Source organism: Luteimonas salinisoli, from assembly GCF_013425525.1.
In the GTDB taxonomy this organism is placed as follows: Bacteria; Pseudomonadota; Gammaproteobacteria; order Xanthomonadales; family Xanthomonadaceae; genus Luteimonas; species Luteimonas salinisoli.
This window is the reverse complement of the sequence record NZ_JACCKA010000094.1, coordinates 155,345-174,226: the sequence shown is the minus strand read 5'-3', so window position 1 is coordinate 174,226 and position 18,882 is coordinate 155,345. Positions and strand designations below refer to the sequence as shown.

The following is an 18,882-nucleotide window of genomic DNA, read 5'->3' as shown; positions in this document are numbered from 1 at the left end:
GCGCCGGCGAATGTCGCTCCATCGGGTGGGGGTGGCGTCGCAACAAAGCGAGTATCGGGGAGCGACTTGCGGCGCCACCCCCGCCCGATGGCCCCAGGCGCCTTCGGGCCGCTCGTTCGTACAGCTGTGGACGGTGGTCGGCCTGGACTGCCGGGAACGCGCCTGGGGGCGGGCCGGGGGATCCGTGCCAAGTCGCTCCCCGATACTCGCTTGGTTGTCACGCATCCCCCGGCCCGCTGGAGACGATGTGGCGATCTGGCCGGAGAGCGGCCGCGGGACGCTTGCGCCGCATTTTTGGGTCTCTCGCTTCCAGGAGGCACCGGTGAAATCCGGACCATCGGGGTGGCGGGCGCCGCAACCGGGCCGCGGATTCGGCGGGCCCCTGTCACAGGGATTTGCTCCTGCTGTTGCTGTGCTGCAACATCCGCGTGCTGGACCCTTCCCGCCTACCGGACGCCCTCCCATGCCGAGCTCCGCCCCGCGCCCCGCCCTTGCCCTGCTTCCCGCCGCCCTCGCCACCGCCCTGTTGGCGATGGTCACGCCCGTGGCGGCGCAATCCGTCCCGCAGCCGGCCGGACCCGACGCCACCACCCTGGACGCGGTGCAGGTCACCGCGCAGCGCCGGGTGGAGAACATCCAGGACGTGCCGGTCTCCATCACCGCGGTCGGCGGCGAGAAGCTCGACGTGCTCGGCTCCGGAGGGGGCGACGTGCGCTTCCTCTCCGGGCGCGTCCCGAGCCTCAACATCGAATCCTCCTACGGACGCGCATTCCCGCGCTTCTATATCCGCGGCCTGGGCAATACCGATTTCGACCTCAACGCCTCGCAGCCGGTGTCGCTGGTCTACGACGAAGTGGTGCAGGAAAGCCCGCTGCTGAAGGGCTTCCCGGTGTTCGACCTGGAGCGGGTGGAGGTGTTGCGCGGCCCGCAGGGCACGCTATTCGGGCGCAACACGCCGGCCGGCGTGGTCAAGTTCGAATCGGCCAAGCCCTCGCAGGATGCCGGTGGCTACGTCCAGGCCGCGGCCGGCAGCGACGGCATGTTCAACTTCGAGGGCGCCTACGGCGGCCCGCTCACCGAGCGCTGGTCGGCGCGCGCCTCGGCGCTGTACCAGCGTCGCGACGACTCGGTGGACAACGCCTTCGACGGCCCCAACGACGGGTTCGAGGGCTACGACGAGTCCGCCGCGCGGGTGCAGTTCCTCTACGAGGGCGACGCCTTCGAGGGGCTGTTCAATCTGCACAAGCGCCACATGAACGGCACCGCGCGGCTGTTCCGCGCCAACATCATCGCGCCCGGCACCAACGACCTGGTGCCCGGCTTCGATCGCGACGTGGTCAGCACCGACGGCGTGAACTTCTCCGACCTGGAGACCTGGGGCGGCAGCGCGCGGCTGCGCTGGGACCTGGGGCGGGTGACGCTGTACTCCATCACCGGCTACGAGAGCGCCGAGTCGCTCAACCGCGGCGACATCGACGGCGGCTACGGCGCCGCCTTCCTCGGCGAGGGCAACTACGGCCCCGGGTTCATCCCGTTCGCGGCCGAGTCCGCCGACGGCCTGCCCGATCACCGCCAGATCACCCAGGAATTCCGCCTCGAGTCCAACGAGTGGGGGCGTTTCGATTGGCAGGCCGGGCTGTTCTGGTTCGACGAGGACATCACCATCCACAGTTTCAACTACGACTCGCTGGCGCCGGGCAACCCGCAGACCGGCCTGGCGGTGCAGGACCAGCGCAACAAGGCCTGGGCGGCGTTCGCCTCCGGCGACTTCGAGGTCAGCGAGCGCTTCACCCTGCGCGGCGGCCTGCGCTACACGAAGGACGAGAAGGAGTTCTCGGCCAGCGTGCTGCAGGCGGTGCCGTTCGGTACGCCGGTCAGCGGGCCTTACCTGGTCGACACCGACGTCGACGACGTCAGCTGGGACCTGAGCGGCGTCTACGCGCTCAACGACGAGGTCAACGTCTACGCGCGCGTGGCCAAGGGCTTCCGCGCGCCGTCGATCCAGGGGCGGCTGGCGTTCGGCGGGGTCTCCACCGCCGACTCCGAGGAGGCGATCTCCTGGGAGGCCGGCGTCAAGGCGGACCTGTGGGACCGCCGCGCGCGCCTGGGCTTGAACGTGTTCCGCTACGACGTCGACGACCAGCAGATCATCGCCGTGGGCGGCGGTGCAAACACCGCCACGCTGCTCAACGCCGACAAGACCCGTGGCCAGGGCTTCGAGCTCGACCTGGAGGCCTACCTGACCGACCACCTGCTGGTGACCCTGGGCAGCAGCTACAACGACACCGAGATCGAGGATGCGGGGCTCGCGGTGCCCGGCTGCGGCGGCGGCTGCACCGTGACCGACCCGGAGACCTCCCCGGGTTCGGGCCTGTACCTGATCGACGGCAACCGCCTGCCGCAGGCGCCGGAATGGGTGCATGCGCTGACCCTGCGCTACGGCGTGCCGATGGGCGACAACGGGGAATTCTTCGTGTTCACCGACTGGGCCTACCGCAGCGAGGTGAACTTCTTCCTCTACGAGTCGATCGAGTTCACCGGCAAGTCGATGGTGGAGGGCGGCCTGCGCGTGGGCTACAACTGGAACCAGGGCGACCACGAGCTGGCGCTGTTCGGCCGCAACATCACCGACACCACGCGGGTGGTGGGCGCGATCGACTTCAATAACCTCACCGGCTTCCTCAACGAGCCGCGGACCTGGGGCGTCGAGTACACGGTGCGGTTCTGAAGGCCGTGATTCGGTGTTCGTGATTGGTGATTGGGAACTGGTGATTCGTGATTTGTGATTGGTGATTCGCAAGAGCGTCGGCGGCTGCGGCGCTCGCTTCGCCGCGACATTGCGGCCTGTACCCGCTGACTCCGGAAGCTGCCGATGCCGCCCGCCGACCAATCGCGAATCACCAATCGCCAATCCCCGCTCTTCGTCCCCGGCGACCTCAACGGGTTCTTCGGCCTGGTGGTCGACAACCTGTCGATCCTCGGTTTCATCGCCGCGGCGCTGATCGGGATCTTCGGGATGCCGGCCGAGATCGTGTTCGGGCGGATGTTCCCCGGCACCGCGCTCGGGGTGCTGGTCGGCAACCTGCTCTACACCTGGATGGCGCGGCGTCTGGCCGCGCGCAGCGGACGCGACGATGTCACCGCGATGCCGCTGGGCCTGGATGCGCCCACCAGCATCGGCATGGCGCTGCTGGTGCTGGGCCCGGCGTTCGCCGGCTATCGCGCGCAGGGCATGGACCCGGAGGCGGCAGGCATCGCCACCTGGCAGCTCGGCATGGCCTCGCTGCTGGTGATGGGCGCGCTCAAGTTCGTGTTGTCCTTCGCCGGCGATGCCATCACCCGGATGGTGCCGCGCGCGGCGCTGCTCGGCTCGATCGGCGGCGCGGCGCTGGTGCTGCTGGGATTCCTGCCGCTGGTGGAAACGCTGCGCTCGCCGGTGGTGGGGCTGGTGACGCTGGGCCTGCTGCTGTACGCGCTGGTGGCGCGCGGGCGGCTGCCGCTGCGCATCCCCGGGGTGCTGTTCGCCTTCCTGGTCGGGACCGCGCTGTACTACGCGCTCGGCCTGTCGGGCGCGCTGCCGGGATTCGCGCTGCCGGCCTGGATCGCGCCGGTGCCGGTGCTGCCGCTGCCGACGCTCGGTGCCATCGAGGGCCTGCCGGCCACCGTGCCCTACCTGTCGCTGCTGCTGCCGTTCGGCCTGCTGATGGTGGTCGGGGGAATCAACGTGGCCGAGAGCGCGCGCGCCGCGGGCGACGACTACCGCACCCGCGACGTGCTGCTGGTCGAGGCGGTGGCGACCCTGGTGGCGGGCGCCTGCGGCGGGGTGGCGCAGACCACGCCCTACATCGGCCAGCCGGCCTACAAGCACATGGGCGCGCGCAGCGGCTACACCCTGCTGACCGGGCTGTTCGTCGGCCTGGGCGGCATGCTCGGCCTGATCGCCGGGCTGGTGCAGTGGCTGCCGTTGGCGGTGCTGGCGCCGATCATCGTCTACGTCGGCATCGACATCGCGGTGCAGGCCTTCCACGACACCCGCCGCGAGCATGCGATCGCGGTGGCGCTGGCGTTCCTGCCGGCGGTGGCCTACCTGTTGACGATCAAGCTGGGTAATCCGGCGTGGATCGAGCCGGGGCGCTTCGCCGAGCTGTACGCCACCGGCAACGGCCACGGGCTGCCGGAGCTGGCGACCATCGTGGTGCTGGGCAATGGCTTCATCATCACGGCGATGCTGTGGGCGACCATGCTGGTGGCGATGATCGACGCGCGGCCGTGGCGCGCGGTCTGCTGCCTGCTGCTGGCCGCTGCGCTGACCGCCTTCGGCATCATCCATTCGGCGCATCCGCAGGGGGCGATCTACCTGCCTTGGCGGCTGGACGGACTGCGCCAGGCCATCGTCTGGCAGTTCGCGGGCGCCTACCTGGCGCTGGCCGCCGCGCTCGGCCTGCTGGCTCTGCAGCGCCGGCCGCCGGCCGGGGCCTGAGCGCGGGTTATGCTGCGCGCCCGCCCGTCCGCAGGGATGCCGCCGATGTCCACGCCCTCGAGCCCGGTCGCGCCGACGCTGTACCAGCAGTTGCTGGGCGCGCCGTTCTTCACCCTGCCCGACGCGGTACGCCTGCTGCATTCCAACCGCGGCCGACTGCGCTGCGCCGGGCGCGCTTCGATCCAGGGCGGTGCCGGCCCGCTGGCGCGGCTGTGCGCACGCTTCGCCGGATTGCCGCGGGCGGCTGCGGACGTGCCGCTGACGGTCGATTTCGTCGCCGATGGCGGTGCCGAGCACTGGCAGCGCGACTTCGGCGGCATGCGCATGGCGTCGCGGCTGCAGGCGCGCAACGGCCGGCTGGTCGAACGCCGCGGTCCGCTGCAGTTCCGCTTCGCGCTGCACGTCAACGACGGCATGGTGTTCTGGAACACGGTGGGCGTACGCCTGTTCGGGCTGCTGCCGCTGCCGGCGCGGTTGTTCGAGGGAGTGCGCTGCCGGGAGCGCGCCAACGGCGAGCGCTACGAGTTCCTGGTGGAGGCGGTGCTGCCGCTGCTGGGGCGGGTGGTGCGCTACGAGGGCTGGCTGCTGCCCGCGGACGTGGATGCGCCCGCCGATCCGCCGGTGCCGGAATCGGCGATCATGGGCGCCTCCCCCCAGGAGTGATCACATGACCGTTCGCACCCGTGCCGAACTCGCCGAAGTCCCAGGCGTCGCCTCCGACCGCGATGCCGCCACCCGCGACTTCGTCTTCAACCACACCATGCTGCGGGTCAAGGACCCGCGGGCATCGCTGGATTTCTACACCCGGGTGCTCGGCTTCACCCTGGCGCGCAAGGTGGATTTCGAGCAGGCCGGTTTCTCGCTGTATTTCCTGGTGCTGGTGGACGCCGCCGCCGCGCTTCCCGACGCCGACGAGGCGCGCCGGGAGTGGCTGGCCCAGCAGCGCGGCGTGCTGGAGTTGACCCACAACCACGGCACCGAGGCGCAGGAGGGGCCGGTCTACCACGACGGCAACAGCGAGCCGCGCGGGTTCGGCCACATCTGCGTGAGCGTGCCCGACATCCGCGCTGCCTGCGCGCGCTTCGAGGCGCTCGCCGTGCCGTTCCAGAAGCGGCTGTCCGACGGCAGCATGAAGAGCATCGCCTTCATCAAGGACCCCGATGGTTACTGGGTCGAGATCATCCAGCCCGCGCCGCTGGATTGACGCACCGGCCGCCCGGTCCGATGACGCCAGGTGCTTCTGGCGATTCGATCGCGAAGCGGGTCGACAGTGTGGGTGCAGGTCGTCAGGTAGCCGAGAAAAGCCCGGGGGCGGGCCGGGGGCTACGTGACAAGTCGCTCCCCGATACTCGCTTGGTTGTCACGCATCCCCCGGCCCGCTGGGGACGTTGTGGCGATCGGACTGGAGAGCGGGGGTCGCGGCCACGGATTCAGCCGCGTCGGCTCCTGCTCTTCTGAAAGCGCCGGTGATGTCGCTCCATCGGGCGGGGGTGGCGTCGCAACCAAGCGAGTATCGGGGAGCGACTTGCGGCGCCACCCCCGCCCGATGGCCCCGCTGTCTTCGGGCCGTTCGTTCGAACAGTGGTAGACGGTTCATGGCCGGGCTGCCGGGAACGCGCCGGGGGGCAGGGCCCGTGGGGCCGGTCCGCGACTTGAATCCGGGGGGCGCGACCCGCATTGACGGGACATCACGGCGTCCCGCCGGACATCCCCGGGCGCCCCGCACATTCCGGAGGACCACCCGATGCGGATGGACAAGCTCACCTCGCGCTTCCAGCAGGCGATCGCCGACGCCCAGTCGCTGGCGGTCGGGCGCGACCACAACCTGATCGAGCCGGTGCACCTGCTGGTGGCGTTGCTGGACCAGTCCGGCGGCGGGACCAGGCCGCTGCTGGGACAGGCCGGGGTCAACGTGCCGCTGCTGCGCGAACGGCTGGGCGAGATCCTGGAGAAGCTGCCCAAGGTGTCCGGCCAGGCCGGCAGCATCTCGGTCGGCAACGACCTCGGCCGGCTGCTCAACGTCACCGACAAGCTGGCGCAGCAGCGCGGCGATGCCTACATCGCCTCCGAGCTGTTCCTGCTGGCGGCGCTGGAGGACGGCGGCGAGGCCGGTCGCGCGCTCAAGGCCGCCGGCGCCGACCAGGCCCGCCTGGGCGCCGCCATCGACGCGATGCGCGGCGGCGAGAAGGTGCAGGACGAGAACGCCGAGGAGGCGCGCCAGGCGCTCGAGAAGTACACCATCGACATGACCGCGCGCGCCGAGGCCGGCAAGCTCGACCCGGTGATCGGCCGCGACGAGGAGATCCGCCGCACCATCCAGGTGCTGCAGCGGCGCACCAAGAACAACCCGGTGCTGATCGGCGAGCCGGGCGTGGGCAAGACCGCGATCGTCGAGGGGTTGGCGCAGCGCATCGTCAACAACGAGGTGCCGGAAGGGCTGCGCGGCAAGCGATTGCTGAGCCTGGACATGGGCGCGCTGATCGCCGGCGCCAAGTTCCGCGGCGAGTTCGAGGAGCGGCTGAAGGCGGTGCTCAACGATCTCGGCAAGAACGAGGGCCAGATCATCCTGTTCATCGACGAGCTTCACACCATGGTCGGCGCCGGTAAGGCCGAGGGCTCCATGGACGCCGGCAACATGCTCAAGCCGGCGCTGGCGCGCGGCGAGCTGCACTGCATCGGCGCCACCACGCTGGACGAGTATCGCAAGTACGTCGAGAAGGACGCCGCGCTCGAGCGCCGCTTCCAGAAGGTATTCGTGGGCGAGCCGAGCGTCGAGGACACGATCGCGATCCTGCGCGGACTCAAGGAGCGCTACGCGGTGCACCACGGCGTCGAGATCACGGATCCCGCGATCGTCGCCGCCGCCACGTTGTCGCACCGCTACATCGCCGACCGCCAGCTGCCCGACAAGGCCATCGATCTGATGGACGAGGCCGCCAGCCGGATCCGCATGGAGATCGACTCCAAGCCCGAGGAACTCGATCGCAAGGAGCGCCGGCTGATCCAGCTCAAGATCCAGCGCGAGGCGCTGAAGAAGGAGAAGGACGCCGAATCGAAACAGCGCCTGTCGGATCTGGAAACCGACATCGCCGGGCTGGAGCGCGAGTACAACGACCTGGAGGAAGTGTGGAAGGCCGAGAAGGCCACCGTGCAGGGGGCGACCCGGATCAAGGAGCAGATCGAGCAGGCCCGGCTGGAGTTGGAGGCCGCGCAGCGCAAGCAGGACTACACCCGGATGAGCGAGATCCAGTACGGGCGCCTGCCGGAACTGGAAAAGCAGCTGGCCGCCGCGCAGGAGGCCGAGACCCAGGGCTTCACCCTGCTGCAGGACAAGGTGACCGCGGAGGAGATCGCCGAGGTGGTGGCGCGCTGGACCGGCATCCCGGTGTCGAAGATGCTCGAGGGCGAGCGCGAGAAGCTGCTGAAGATGGAGGACGCGCTGCACGCGCGCGTGGTCGGGCAGGACGAGGCGATCAAGGCGGTGTCGGACTCGGTGCGGCGTTCGCGCGCCGGCCTGTCGGATCCCGATCGGCCGTCGGGTTCGTTCCTGTTCCTCGGCCCCACCGGTGTGGGCAAGACCGAGCTGTGCAAGGCGCTGGCCGAGTTCCTGTTCGACAGCGGCGACGCGATGGTGCGCATCGACATGAGCGAGTTCATGGAGAAGCACGCGGTCAGCCGCCTGGTCGGCGCGCCTCCGGGCTACGTCGGCTACGAGGAGGGCGGCTACCTCACCGAGGCGGTGCGCCGGCGCCCGTACAGCGTGATCCTGCTCGACGAGGTGGAGAAGGCCCACCCGGACGTGTTCAACATCCTGCTGCAGGTGCTGGACGACGGCCGCCTGACCGACGGCCAGGGGCGCACGGTGGACTTCCGCAACACCGTGATCGTGATGACCTCGAACCTGGGCAGCCAGATGATCCAGGAGTTCGACGGCGACGACAGCCCGGAGGCGTATACCAGGATGAAGGCCTCGGTGATGGGCGTGGTGCAGTCGCACTTCCGCCCGGAGTTCATCAACCGGCTCGACGACATCGTGGTGTTCCACTCGCTGGACAAGACCCAGATCCGCGAGATCGCGCGCATCCAGATGCGCGGGCTGGAGAAGCGGCTGGGCGAGCGGGGCATCCGCATCGAGGTGACGGAGCCGGCGTTCGAGCTGCTGGGCAACGTCGGCTTCGATCCGGTGTATGGCGCAAGGCCACTGAAGCGGGCGATCCAGCAGCAGCTGGAGAACCCGCTGGCGCAACAGATCCTGTCCGGCGCCTTCGGCAACGGCGATACCGTGCTGGTGGACGTCGACGGCGGCCGCATCGTGTTCGCCAAGGGTTGACGGCCCTTCTGCAGAAGCCCCGCCGCCAGTTTGCGTAGGAGCGTGCCATGCACGCGAAGGCCGGCGTCGGCGGCCGAGCCCGGAATCACCGCCACCCGGCCGGAGTCCTCCGCGGCCTTCGCGGCCATGGGCCGCTCCTACGGGGCGCTCCGGTCTTGCGCCGCTTCCTCCACTTCCGCCGCCTGCTCGCCGGCCTCCGTGGCCAGCATCTCCAGCGACGCCGGCGTGGTGCGCAGCATCGGTACGAACGCGGGGCCATGGGTCTGCACGCGGCGGAAGGCCTGGTAGCGGTAGCCGGCGTAGAGCGCCAGGGCGCCCAGCAATAGCGCGAACCAGCCGAACAGCGCCGCAGGCGCCGTCGCTGCCATCAGCAGGCCTGCAGCCAGCGGGCCGATCGCGGAGCCGGCGCCATTGAGCAGCAGGACGCTGCTGCTGGCCGAGAGCATGTCCTCCGGCGGAAGGTGGTCGAGCAGATGCGCCACCACGATCGGATAGATCGAGAACGCCATCCCGCCGTAGAGGAAGATCAGCACCGTGGTCGCCCCGGGCCAGGGCATCAGCACCGGAATCAGTGCGGCGAACACGCAGGCGGCGGCCGAGACCAGCGCCAGGGCGAACCGGCGGTCGTGGCGGTCCGAGAGCCGCCCCAGCGGCAACTGCAGGGCGGCGCCGCCGAGGATCGCCACGCTCATCAGCGTGCCGATGTCCACCGCGCCCATGCCGCGCTGGATGAAGAACGCCGGCAGCAGGCCCCAGAATGCGCCCATCGCCAGACCGGACAGCAGTGCGCCGGTGCCGGCAGTCGGCGCGGCCGCGAACAGCCGGCGCAGGTGCAGCCGCGGCGCAGGTTGCAGCTGCGGCAGCGCCTGCGTGGTGAGCAGCACCGGCAGACTGGCGGCGCAGATCAGCAGCGCCACCACGACGAACAGCACGAAGTCGGCACCCGCTTCGATGCGCAGCAGCTGCTGCGCCAGCGCCAGCGCACCCAGGTTGACCACCATGTAGGTGGCGAAAGCGCGGCCGCGCTGCTGCGGTTCGGCCTGCGCGCCCAGCCAGCTTTCGATCACCGTGTACAGCCCCACCAGGGCGATCCCCAGCCCCAGTCGCGCCGCCAGCCAGAGCAGCGGATCGGCGCTCAGCGCGTGCAGCAGCACCACGCAGGCGCTGCACGCGGTGTAGAAGGCGAAGGCGCGGATGTGGCCGATGCGGCGGATCAGGCGTGGCGCCAGGTAGGTGCCGACGAAGAAACCGGCGAAGTAGGCCGAAGTGAAGCCGCCGATCAGGGTTTCGGAGTATCCCAGCTGGCTGCCGCGCAGCGGGATCAGGGTATTGAGCAGGCCGCTGCCCAGCAGCAGCAGCGCGACTCCGGACAGCAGCGAGAGGAGGGGGCGCATGGCTTGCAGCATCCTTGCAAGCCTAACGCGAGTGCCCGATCGCGTCCGTGACCCGGAGCGCGCCGCGCCATGACGCCGGGTTGATCGCGGATCTGCTGTAGTGGCGCGGCGGTGCGGCGCGCAGGCGGCGCCCGAGCGCCGCGGACGGGCGAGGAGGTGCGATATGCGCGTGCTGATCGCGGGCGGCAGCGGTTTCCTGGGGCGCGCGCTGAGCGCCCGGTTGGTGGACGACGGCGCCGCGGTGACCTGGCTGTCGCGCACGCCGGAGGCGGCGCATCCCGAGACGGTGGAAGTGCGCGGCTACGACGCGCTGGCCAGCGACGACGCCTGGGATGCGGTGGTCAACCTCGCCGGCGCCGGAATCGCCGAACGCCGCTGGAGCGAGGCACGCAAGCGCGAACTGCTGGACAGCCGGCTGCAGCCGACGCGGCGGCTGCTCGCGTGGATGGAGGCTTGCGCACGGCGCCCGCGCGTGCTGCTGAGCGGTTCCGCGGTCGGCTGGTACGGCGCCCGTGGCGACGAGCCGCTGACCGAGGAGAGCGGGTTCCACGACGAGTTCGTGCACCGGCTGTGCGCGCGCTGGGAGGAGGCGGCGCTCGAGGCGGAAGCGCTCGGCGTGAGGGTCGTGCTGTTGCGTACCGGCGTCGTCCTGCACCCGGACGGCGGCATGGTCCGGCGCCTGCTGACGCCGTTCCGGCTCGGACTGGGCGGGCGCCTGGGCGACGGACGTCAGGTGTTGAGCTGGATCGCGAGGGAGGACTGGGTGGAGGCGGTCCGGTCGCTGCTGCACAGGCATCTCGACGATGACGCCGCGGCGCCGGACGGGCCGGTCAACCTCACCGCGCCGCAGCCTGCGACCAACGCGGAGTTCACCGCGGCGCTGGCCGGGGCACTGCGCAGGCCGGCGCTGCTGCCGCTGCCGGCGCCGCTGCTGCGGCTGGGGTTCGGGGAGATGGCGACCCTGCTGCTGGACGGCCAGCGGGTGCTGCCGCAGCGTCTGACGCAGGCCGGATTCCGGTTCCTGCATCCGCGTCTCGAAGACGCGCTGCGCGCCCAGCTGTCGTAGCCGCCGGGCGCGCTCCCACGAGGTCGTCCGGCGGGGCGGCAGCTTCTTCCTACAGGGGGGCGGCTGCGATGAGGTCGCGGGGGGCCGTCCGCGCTGCGGCCTCGAGACGTTCGAGCAGGGCGGCGATACCGCGGCTGGCCGGCACCCGCCACAGGGCGTCGACGCGCGTCGAGAGCGGAGTGGCGTCGGGATTGATTTCCAGCACCGGCACGCCGCGCGCCAGCGCCAGCGCGGGCAGGGAAGCGGCCGGCTGCACGAGTCCAGAAGTGCCGATCACCACCGCAAGCTCGCAGCCGTCGATCGCCGCACAGGCCTTCTCCCACGGCGCCTGCGGCAGGGCTTCGCCGAACCACACCACGTCCGGACGGTAGCTGCCGCCGCAGTCCGTGCACTGCGGCGGCGCTTCGCGTGCGCCGCCGTCCTCCATCGCGGACCCGTCGAGGATCGGATCGGGCGCCCGGCGCGCGCCGCAGGCCGCGCAGCGCGATGCCAGCAGCCGCCCGTGCAGGTGATGGACGCGCGAGGAACCGGCGCGTTCGTGCAGGTCGTCGACGTTCTGGGTGATCACCTCGACCCGGTGTCCCAGCGCTTCGAGCCGCGCGATGCCGGCGTGGCCGGCATTGGGCAGGGCCGCGGCCACCCGCGCCGCGCGCCAGCGGTACCAGCCCCACACCAGCGCCGGATTCTCGGCGAACGCCTCCGGCGTGGCCAGGCGCTGCGGATCGAAACGAGCCCACAGGCCGGTCAGTGCATCGCGAAAGGTGGGGACGCCGCTCTCAGCGGACATGCCCGCGCCGGTGAGGAAGGCGATGCGCATCGCGGGTCAGGACGGCGCCGGGGTGGTGCGGTAGGGCGCCGCGCGCAACGCGCGGAATGGCGGCGTCGCCATCACCATCTCCGACAGCGAATACGCCAGCTCGCGCTCGGCCAGCACCGCGGCATCGGCGCCGTGCTCGAGCAGGTGCCGCACCTCGCCATCGCTGTGGGCGCGGGCGAGGATGCTCAGCTCGGGATTGGCGGCGCGCAGCCGGGCGATGGTCTCGCCGGCCTCCAGCGCCCGGGGAATGGCGAAGATCGCCATCCGCGCGCGTTCCGGAAGCGCCTCGGCCATCACCTGCTCGGACGCGGCGTTGCCGCGGACGGTCAGCAGGCCGGCCTCGCGCGCCTTCGCGGCGAGGTGGGCGTCCTCCTCCACCACCACCAGCGGGACTTGGCGCTCGGCCAGCAGGCCGGCGAGCTGGCTGCCGACCCGGCCGTATCCGACCAGGATCGCGTGGCCCTCGATGTCGAGCGGCGGCGCCTTCGGCTCCGGCACGCGCAGCGCTGCGGCGCGGGCGTCCTCGCGGGCCTGCCAGCGGTCGAGCAGGGTGAAGAGGAACGGGTTGACCATGATCGACAGCAGCGCGCCGGCGATCACCAGGTCGTGGCCCTCCGGCGGCAGGATCTCCAGCGACAGGCCGATCCCGGCGAGGATGAAGGAGAACTCGCCGATCTGCGCCAGGCTCGCGGAAATCGTCAGCGCGGTCGAGTTCGGGCGGCCGAACAGGCGCACGATCGCCCACGCGGCGGCGGACTTGCCGAACACGATGATCAGGAAGGTCGCTACCACCTCGAGGGGCCGCTCGAGGAGGATGCCCGGATCGAACAGCATGCCCACGGACACGAAGAACAGCACCGCGAACGCATCGCGCAGCGGCAGCGAATCGTTGGCGGCCTTGTGGCTGAACTCCGACTCGTTGAGCAGCATGCCGGCGAAGAACGCGCCGAGCGCGAACGACACCCCGAACAGCTCCGCGGCGCCGAACGCCACGCCCATGGCGATGGCCAGCACACCGAGCGTGAACAGCTCGCGCGAGCCGGTGCCGGCCACGCGCTCGAGGATCCACGGGATCACCCGGCGTCCGACCAGCAGCATCAGCGCCACGAACCCGCCGACCTTGACCAGGGTGATCAGCAGCGTGGCGGAGAGGCTGGACCCGGGTGCGCTGTCCTGTCCGCCGAGCGCGCCCGACAGCGCCGGGATCAGCACCAGCGCCAGCACCATGGCGAGGTCCTCGACGATCAGCCAGCCGACCGCGATCCGGCCGCGTTCGCTCTCGATCAGGCGCCGGTCCTCCAGCGCGCGCAGCAGCACCACGGTGCTGGCCACCGACAGCGCCAGCCCGAACAGCAGCGAGGCGCCGTGCGACCAGCCCAGGTACTCGCCCAGCCCCAGGCCCAGCAGCGTCGCCACGGTGATCTGCACGACCGCGCCCGGCAGCGCGATCGCCTTCACCGCCATCAGCTGGCGCAGCGAGAAATGCAGCCCGACCCCGAACATCAGCAGGATCACGCCGATCTCGGCCAGCTGCGGCGCCAGCTCCTGGTCGGCGACGAATCCCGGCGTGTAGGGTCCGGCGATGATCCCGGCGGCCAGGTAGCCGACCAGCGGCGACAGCCGCAGCCGTTGCGCGGCCAGCCCGAGCACGAAGGCGAGCACGAAGCCGACGCACAGCATGGAGATGAGGGAGATGTCGTGCGGCATCCGGGCTCGGGGAAGCGGGCGGGAAACGCAGCGCCGCCGCGCGCGGCTGGGCGGCTGCTACGGACATCGTGACACGGAAACTGTAACCGCCCGGTGCACGGCCCGACCGGTGTCGCCCGGACCGATTCGTGCGGTGCAGGCCACGTCCGCGCGCGCTGTGCGTAGGAGCGTGCCATGCACGCGAAGGCCGGCGCGGTTGGCCACACCCGGCATCACCGCCAACCCGGCCGGAGACGCCCGTGGCCTTCGCGGCCATGGGCCGCGCCTACGGGCGGGGATGGCCGCCCGACTGGCCCGCCCTCACCAGGTATAGCCGACCCTCGCGTAGACGAACGCGCCGTTGAAGCCGAACGGCGAGGCCGCGCTGTAGGGCAGCTGCCCGGCGTTGGAGTTCACGAAGATCACCTCGTCCGGGTATTCGTTGAACACGTTGTCGGCACCGAGGGTGAAGTCCCAGCCGTCGATCGCGTAGCTGGCGGACACGTCCAGGGTCCATTCCGCGCCGAAGGTCTGGTCGCGGGCCGGATCGGTGTTGAGCACCTCGAACTCGCCGTAGCGGGTGGCCGCGGCGGCGAAGCGCCAGGGTCCCGTATGCCAGGTGCCCGACAGGAAGAACTTGTCCGAGGGCGCGCCCACGGTCACACGGCCCCGCTCGACGCGGCCGATGCGTTCCAGGTCGAGATCGCCGGTTTCGAGTTCCGGCGGGTTCGGGGCGATCGCCTCGATGTCGGTGTCGTTGTAGTTCAGGCCGGCGGTCAGGTCGAGATTGCCGGCTGCCAGACCCCAGCGGTAGGTGCCGACCAGATCGATGCCGCGGGTGCGGGTATCGATGGCGTTGGTGAAGTAGCGGCCGCCGGTCACGCCGAAGATGCCGCGATCCTCGAGGAACTCGGTGACCGCGTCTCCGATCAGGTTCTCCGACAGGATGATGCGGTCGTCGATGTCGATCCGGTAGGCGTCGACGGTGACGTACAGCGCCTCCACCGGCTGCAGCACCAGGCCGAGGCTGAAGTTGGTCGACTCCTCGGCCTTCAGCGGCTCGGAGCCCAGCGCTACGGCGATCGGATCGTCGACCGCGAAGGTGCGGACCTCGAACGGCACCCCGCCGATGAAATTGGTGGCGGTGGACTGGAAGTGCTGCTGCTGCAGCGACGGCGCGCGGAAGCCCGTCGACACCGTGCCGCGCAGCGCCACCGCATCGCTGAAGGCGTAGCGCCCCGACAGCTTGCCCGAAGTGGTGTTGCCGAAGTCGCTGTAGTTCTCGTAGCGCACGGCGAGGCCGGCGCTGAAGCGCTCGCCGAAGTCGGCCTCGGCATCCAGGTAGGCCGAATAGCTGTGGCGGTCGTGCTGGCCGGCGTTGGCGGGGCGGAAGCCGGGGAACACCTGGGCGCCGGGCGGCGCGCGACTGTCGTCGGGCAGGATCAGGTTGCCGTCGGCGTACGAGGCCGGGTCGCCCGGGCTCTGGTTGAACTTCTCGCCGCGCCACTCGGCACCCCAGGCCAGCGCCAGCGGATAGGCCAGGCCGATGTCGACCGGGCGGTTGAAGTCGAGGTTGAGGACGTTCTGGGTGACTTCGAGCGCGCCGGAATGGAAGCGCGTCGGCGAGGTCGGCCCGAGGCTGCGGTTGAGGCTGTTCTCGACGTCGAAGGTCAGGTGGTTGATGCCGTGGTTGAAGCTGATGTCGATTCCGGTGCCGCCGGCGGTGGTGCCGCGCATGCCGAGCACCCCGGCGCGGTCGTCGGCGATGTTGCGGATGTTGGGCAGGAAGCCGTCCGGATAGATCTCCGGGATGTTGCGGTTGTCTCCGGCCGGCCGGAAGAAGCCGTTCGACAGCGCGTCGCGGCGGCTGTAGGTGCCGAAGGAGTAGAACACCACGCCCTCGGCCGGGCTGATCTCCAGGTTGTAGGAGGCGGCGCGGCTGTCGACCTCGGGGTCGCCGTAGCGCTGCACCACCACGCCGGCCGGGGCCGAGCTGGGCGTCACCGTGCCCTGGAACGGCCGCGCGCGGTCGGTCTGGTCCTGGTGGCCGGCCTGCGCCGCCAGGTGCAGGAAGCCGGCCTGGCCCAGCGCGATGCCGCCGTCGCCGGACAACTGGTACTGCTCGCCGTCGCCGGCGCTGTGCTGGCCGTAGCGCGCGGCGATGCCGCCGCCGGCGTCGCTGCCCTTGAGCACCACGTTGATCACGCCGGCGATGGCGTCGGAGCCGTACTGCGCCGAGGCGCCGTCGCGCAGCACCTCGACCCGCTCGATCGCGGAGATCGGGATCGCGTTGAGGTCGACCGGCGAGGAGCCGCGGCCCTGGCTGCCGTTGAGGTTGATCAGCGCGGTGGTGTGGCGGCGCTTGCCGTTGACCAGCACCAGCACCTGGTCCGGGGCCAGGCCGCGCAGCTGCGCCGGGCGCACCGCGTCGGTGCCGTCGGTGATCGCCGGGCGCGGGAAATTGAGCGAGGGCAGGGCCCGCGACAGCGCGGTGGCCAGCTCCACGGTGCCGGTGGCTTCCAGGGTCTCCGGGGAGATGATGTCGATCGGCGAGGACGACTCGGCCACGGTGCGGTCGGCCACGCGGGTGCCGGTGACGATCAGGGTGTCGAGGGTGGTGGCGCGGTCGCGCGGCGCGGGTTCGTCGGCCGTGGACGACTGCGCCAGTGCGGCGGGGGAGGCGAGCACAAGGACGAGGGCAAGCGCGAGGGGGCGGCGTTGCATGAGGGGGAAGACTCCTTTGCGTATCGTGGTGTTTCGGGGCGTCATCCCGCTGTAACACCTCATTCTGAACGGGTCAACGGTTGCATCCTCAACTGTTCGCGGATGAGAGGCAGTTCACAATCCGGGGCGGGGAACACGGGGTTTCGCGAGTTCCTGCAACGGTGGCTCCGTCGGGGCGGCGGTGGTTCCGAGTGGCTCCGACCGGGTTGGCGGCGTTTCCGGGCATGGCCGCCCGCGCCGGTCTTCGCGTGCATGGCACGTCCTACGTCCCACTGGCGCTCCCGGTACAATGCGCGGTCCATGATCTCCTTCCGCAATTTCGCCCTGCGCCGGGGCGAGCGCCTGCTGCTGTCCGACGTCGACCTGGCCCTGCACGCGGGCTGGCGCGTCGGCGTGGTCGGGCGCAACGGCACCGGCAAATCCTCGCTGTTCGCGGCGATCCGCGGCGAGGTCGAGGCGGACCGCGGCGATCTCGACGTGCCCGGACGGGTGCGCATCGCCAGCGTCGCCCAGGAAACCCCCTCGCTGCCCGACGCCGCGATCGACTTCGTGCTCTCCGGCGACGTCGCGGTCGCCGCCGCGCTGCGTGCGGAGGCGGACGCCACCGCCGCCGAGGACTGGGAAGCGGTGGCCGAGGCGCATCACCGCCTGGCCGAGGTCAACGGCTACGACGCCACCGCGCGCGCCGGCAAGCTGCTGCACGGGCTCGGCTTCGGGGCCGAAGCCCACCAGCGGCCGGTCAGCGCGTTCTCCGGCGGCTGGCGGGTGCGGCTGAACCTGGCGCGCGCGCTGATGATGCCCAGCGACATGCTGCTGCTCGACGAGCCCACCAACCACCTCGACCTCGATGCGGTGCTGTGGCTGGAGCAGTGGCTGCTGAAATATCCCGGCACCCTGCTGCTGATCTCGCACGATCGCGAGTTCCTGGACAACGTCGCCACCCACACCCTGCATCTGCACGACGGCAAGGCGAAGCTATACGTCGGCGACTACACCGCCTTCGAGCGCCAGCGCTCCGAGCACCTGCGCCAGCAGCAGATCGCCCACGAGAAGGAGCAGGCCGAGCGCGCCCACCTGCAGAGCTTCATCGACCGTTTCCGCGCCCAGGCCACCAAGGCCCGGCAGGCGCAGTCGCGGATCAAACGCCTGGCCAAGCTGGCCGGCACCGAAGCCGTACGCGCCGAGCGCGAGCTGCGCATCGAGCTGCCCGCGCCGCACAAGCTGCCGCACGCGCTGCTGCGGCTCAACGACGCCCGTTGCGGCTATGTCGCTTCGCGACGTGATGGCCAGCCTTCGGCTGTCGAAGAGCCGTCATTCGCGATTGGTGGTTCGTCCAAGAGCACGGCGCCGGCTTTCGCGAATCGCGAATCGCCACTCGCCAATCACGACGTCGTCGTTCTCGACGGCGTCGGCTTCGGCCTGGAACCGGGCGACCGCATCGGCCTGCTCGGCGCCAACGGCGCCGGCAAGTCCACCCTGGTGAAGTCGCTGGTAGGCGAGCTGCCGCTCCTCGCGGGCGAGCGCGCCGCGCATCCGGACCTGCGGATCGGCTACTTCGCCCAGCACACGGTGGAGGCGCTGAAGGCGGGCACCTCGCCGATCGACCATCTGCGCGAACTGGCGCCGGATACCGCCGTCCAGGCGTTCCGCGACTTCCTCGGCAAATGGAATTTCCCCGGCGATCGCGCCTTCGAGTGCATCGACACCTTCTCCGGCGGCGAGCGCGCGCGGCTGGCGCTGGCGCTGATCGCCTGGCGCCAGCCCAACGTGCTGCTGCTCGACGAGCCCACCAACCACCTCGACCTGGACATGCGCGAGGCGCTGGCCGAGGCGCTGAGCGATTTCGAGGGCGCGATCGTGCTGGTCTCGCACGACCGGCACCTGATCGGGCTGGTCAGCGACAGCTTCTGGCGCGTGGCCGACGGCACCGTGCGGCCGTTCGACGGCGACCTGGACGAGTACGCGGCGTGGCTGCGCTCGCGGCCGGCGGCGGGCGCGAAGCCCGCGCCGCCGGCCGTTGGCGCGGCATCGCCCGTTGCCGCGCCGCAATCCTCTGCCGCGGCAGCGCCGGGCGCTGTCGCGAAGCCGGCCAAGCCGAAGGTCAATCCGCATCGCCTCGCCCGCGCCGAGGCACGGGTGCAGGAGCTGGAAGCGGACATCGCCGCCCTCGACGCCGAACTGGCCGATCCGGCGGTCTACGCGGCAGGCAATGCACGCGCCGCGGAGTTGGCGCGCCGGCAGGGTCAGCTGCGGGAATCGCTGGCGCAGGCGGAGGCCGAGCTGCTGACGCTGTACGAAGCCGACGCCGCCTGATCGATACGCCGCGCTGGCGGCCGCGGGAGGCTCCGGCACGGCTGGCGGTGAATCCGGGCCTCGGCCAGCTGC

The 18,882-nt window shown here is 70.9% G+C and carries 11 protein-coding genes; 7 read left to right on the top strand and 4 right to left on the bottom strand.

What is annotated here, in order from left to right; translation table 11 throughout:
- Nucleotides 1-463: 463 nt before the first annotated feature.
- The 5 genes from H0E84_RS19840 (at nucleotide 464) to clpB (ending at nucleotide 8,810) form a co-directional block, all read left to right on the top strand.
- Nucleotides 464-2,728 (top strand): TonB-dependent receptor, encoded by a 2,265-nt coding sequence (locus H0E84_RS19840; RefSeq protein WP_180680387.1) that lies wholly within the window; start codon nucleotides 464-466, stop codon nucleotides 2,726-2,728.
- 144 nt (nucleotides 2,729-2,872) lie between these two features.
- Nucleotides 2,873-4,480, top strand: a complete 1,608-nt coding sequence (locus H0E84_RS19835) for a SulP family inorganic anion transporter (RefSeq protein ID WP_180680386.1) — start codon at nucleotides 2,873-2,875, stop codon at nucleotides 4,478-4,480.
- Between the two features lie 45 nt (nucleotides 4,481-4,525).
- Nucleotides 4,526-5,143 carry a DUF4166 domain-containing protein gene (locus H0E84_RS19830; protein ID WP_257644322.1) on the top strand — a complete coding sequence of 206 codons (618 nt, stop codon included), beginning with the start codon at nucleotides 4,526-4,528 and terminating at the stop codon, nucleotides 5,141-5,143.
- A gap of 4 nt (nucleotides 5,144-5,147) precedes the next feature.
- Nucleotides 5,148-5,684: a lactoylglutathione lyase gene (gloA, locus tag H0E84_RS19825; protein ID WP_180680385.1), complete on the top strand. Its 537-nt coding sequence runs from the start codon at nucleotides 5,148-5,150 to the stop codon at nucleotides 5,682-5,684.
- A gap of 540 nt (nucleotides 5,685-6,224) precedes the next feature.
- Nucleotides 6,225-8,810 (top strand): ATP-dependent chaperone ClpB, encoded by a 2,586-nt coding sequence (gene clpB / locus H0E84_RS19820; protein WP_180680384.1) that lies wholly within the window; start codon nucleotides 6,225-6,227, stop codon nucleotides 8,808-8,810.
- A gap of 137 nt (nucleotides 8,811-8,947) precedes the next feature.
- Here the strand turns inward: clpB and H0E84_RS19815 are convergent, their stop codons facing one another.
- Nucleotides 8,948-10,204 carry an MFS transporter gene (locus H0E84_RS19815; protein WP_180680383.1) on the bottom strand — a complete coding sequence of 419 codons (1,257 nt, stop codon included), beginning with the start codon at nucleotides 10,202-10,204 and terminating at the stop codon, nucleotides 8,948-8,950.
- Between the two features lie 163 nt (nucleotides 10,205-10,367).
- Here H0E84_RS19815 and H0E84_RS19810 point away from each other — a divergent pair, with 163 nt between their 5' ends.
- Entirely contained in the window at nucleotides 10,368-11,270 is a 903-nt protein-coding gene (locus tag H0E84_RS19810; protein WP_180680382.1) for a TIGR01777 family oxidoreductase, read from the top strand.
- 49 nt (nucleotides 11,271-11,319) lie between these two features.
- Here H0E84_RS19810 and H0E84_RS19805 read toward each other — a convergent pair whose 3' ends face one another.
- From H0E84_RS19805 to H0E84_RS19795, 3 genes are all read right to left on the bottom strand, one after another.
- Nucleotides 11,320-12,087: an SIR2 family NAD-dependent protein deacylase gene (locus H0E84_RS19805; protein ID WP_180680381.1), complete on the bottom strand. Its 768-nt coding sequence runs from the start codon at nucleotides 12,085-12,087 to the stop codon at nucleotides 11,320-11,322.
- A gap of 6 nt (nucleotides 12,088-12,093) precedes the next feature.
- A complete protein-coding gene (gene ybaL / locus H0E84_RS19800; RefSeq protein ID WP_180680380.1) occupies nucleotides 12,094-13,794 on the bottom strand; it encodes a YbaL family putative K(+) efflux transporter in 1,701 nt (566 codons plus the stop codon).
- Nucleotides 13,795-14,094: 300 nt separating this feature from the next.
- Entirely contained in the window at nucleotides 14,095-16,497 is a 2,403-nt protein-coding gene (locus H0E84_RS19795) for a TonB-dependent receptor plug domain-containing protein (protein ID WP_180680379.1), read from the bottom strand.
- 300 nt (nucleotides 16,498-16,797) lie between these two features.
- Between H0E84_RS19795 and H0E84_RS19790 the strand changes: the two genes are divergently transcribed.
- Nucleotides 16,798-18,810, top strand: coding sequence for an ABC-F family ATP-binding cassette domain-containing protein (locus H0E84_RS19790; RefSeq protein WP_180680378.1), 2,013 nt, complete (start codon nucleotides 16,798-16,800; stop codon nucleotides 18,808-18,810).
- The last annotated feature ends 72 nt before the right edge of the window (nucleotides 18,811-18,882 follow it).

Excerpts from the sequence above, each read along its gene's own strand:
- H0E84_RS19835 (WP_180680386.1), top strand. The coding sequence starts at position 2,873 with ATGCCGCCCGCCGACCAATCGCGAATCACCAATCGCCAATCCCCGCTC.
- clpB (WP_180680384.1), top strand. The coding sequence starts at position 6,225 with ATGCGGATGGACAAGCTCACCTCGCGCTTCCAGCAGGCGATCGCCGAC.
- ybaL (WP_180680380.1), bottom strand. The coding sequence starts at position 13,794 with ATGCCGCACGACATCTCCCTCATCTCCATGCTGTGCGTCGGCTTCGTG.
- H0E84_RS19810 (WP_180680382.1), top strand. The coding sequence starts at position 10,368 with ATGCGCGTGCTGATCGCGGGCGGCAGCGGTTTCCTGGGGCGCGCGCTG.
- H0E84_RS19840 (WP_180680387.1), top strand. The coding sequence starts at position 464 with ATGCCGAGCTCCGCCCCGCGCCCCGCCCTTGCCCTGCTTCCCGCCGCC.
- H0E84_RS19790 (WP_180680378.1), top strand. The coding sequence starts at position 16,798 with ATGATCTCCTTCCGCAATTTCGCCCTGCGCCGGGGCGAGCGCCTGCTG.
- gloA (WP_180680385.1), top strand. The coding sequence starts at position 5,148 with ATGACCGTTCGCACCCGTGCCGAACTCGCCGAAGTCCCAGGCGTCGCC.
- H0E84_RS19815 (WP_180680383.1), bottom strand. The coding sequence starts at position 10,204 with ATGCGCCCCCTCCTCTCGCTGCTGTCCGGAGTCGCGCTGCTGCTGCTG.
- H0E84_RS19830 (WP_257644322.1), top strand. The coding sequence starts at position 4,526 with ATGTCCACGCCCTCGAGCCCGGTCGCGCCGACGCTGTACCAGCAGTTG.
- H0E84_RS19805 (WP_180680381.1), bottom strand. The coding sequence starts at position 12,087 with ATGCGCATCGCCTTCCTCACCGGCGCGGGCATGTCCGCTGAGAGCGGC.
- H0E84_RS19795 (WP_180680379.1), bottom strand. The coding sequence starts at position 16,497 with ATGCAACGCCGCCCCCTCGCGCTTGCCCTCGTCCTTGTGCTCGCCTCC.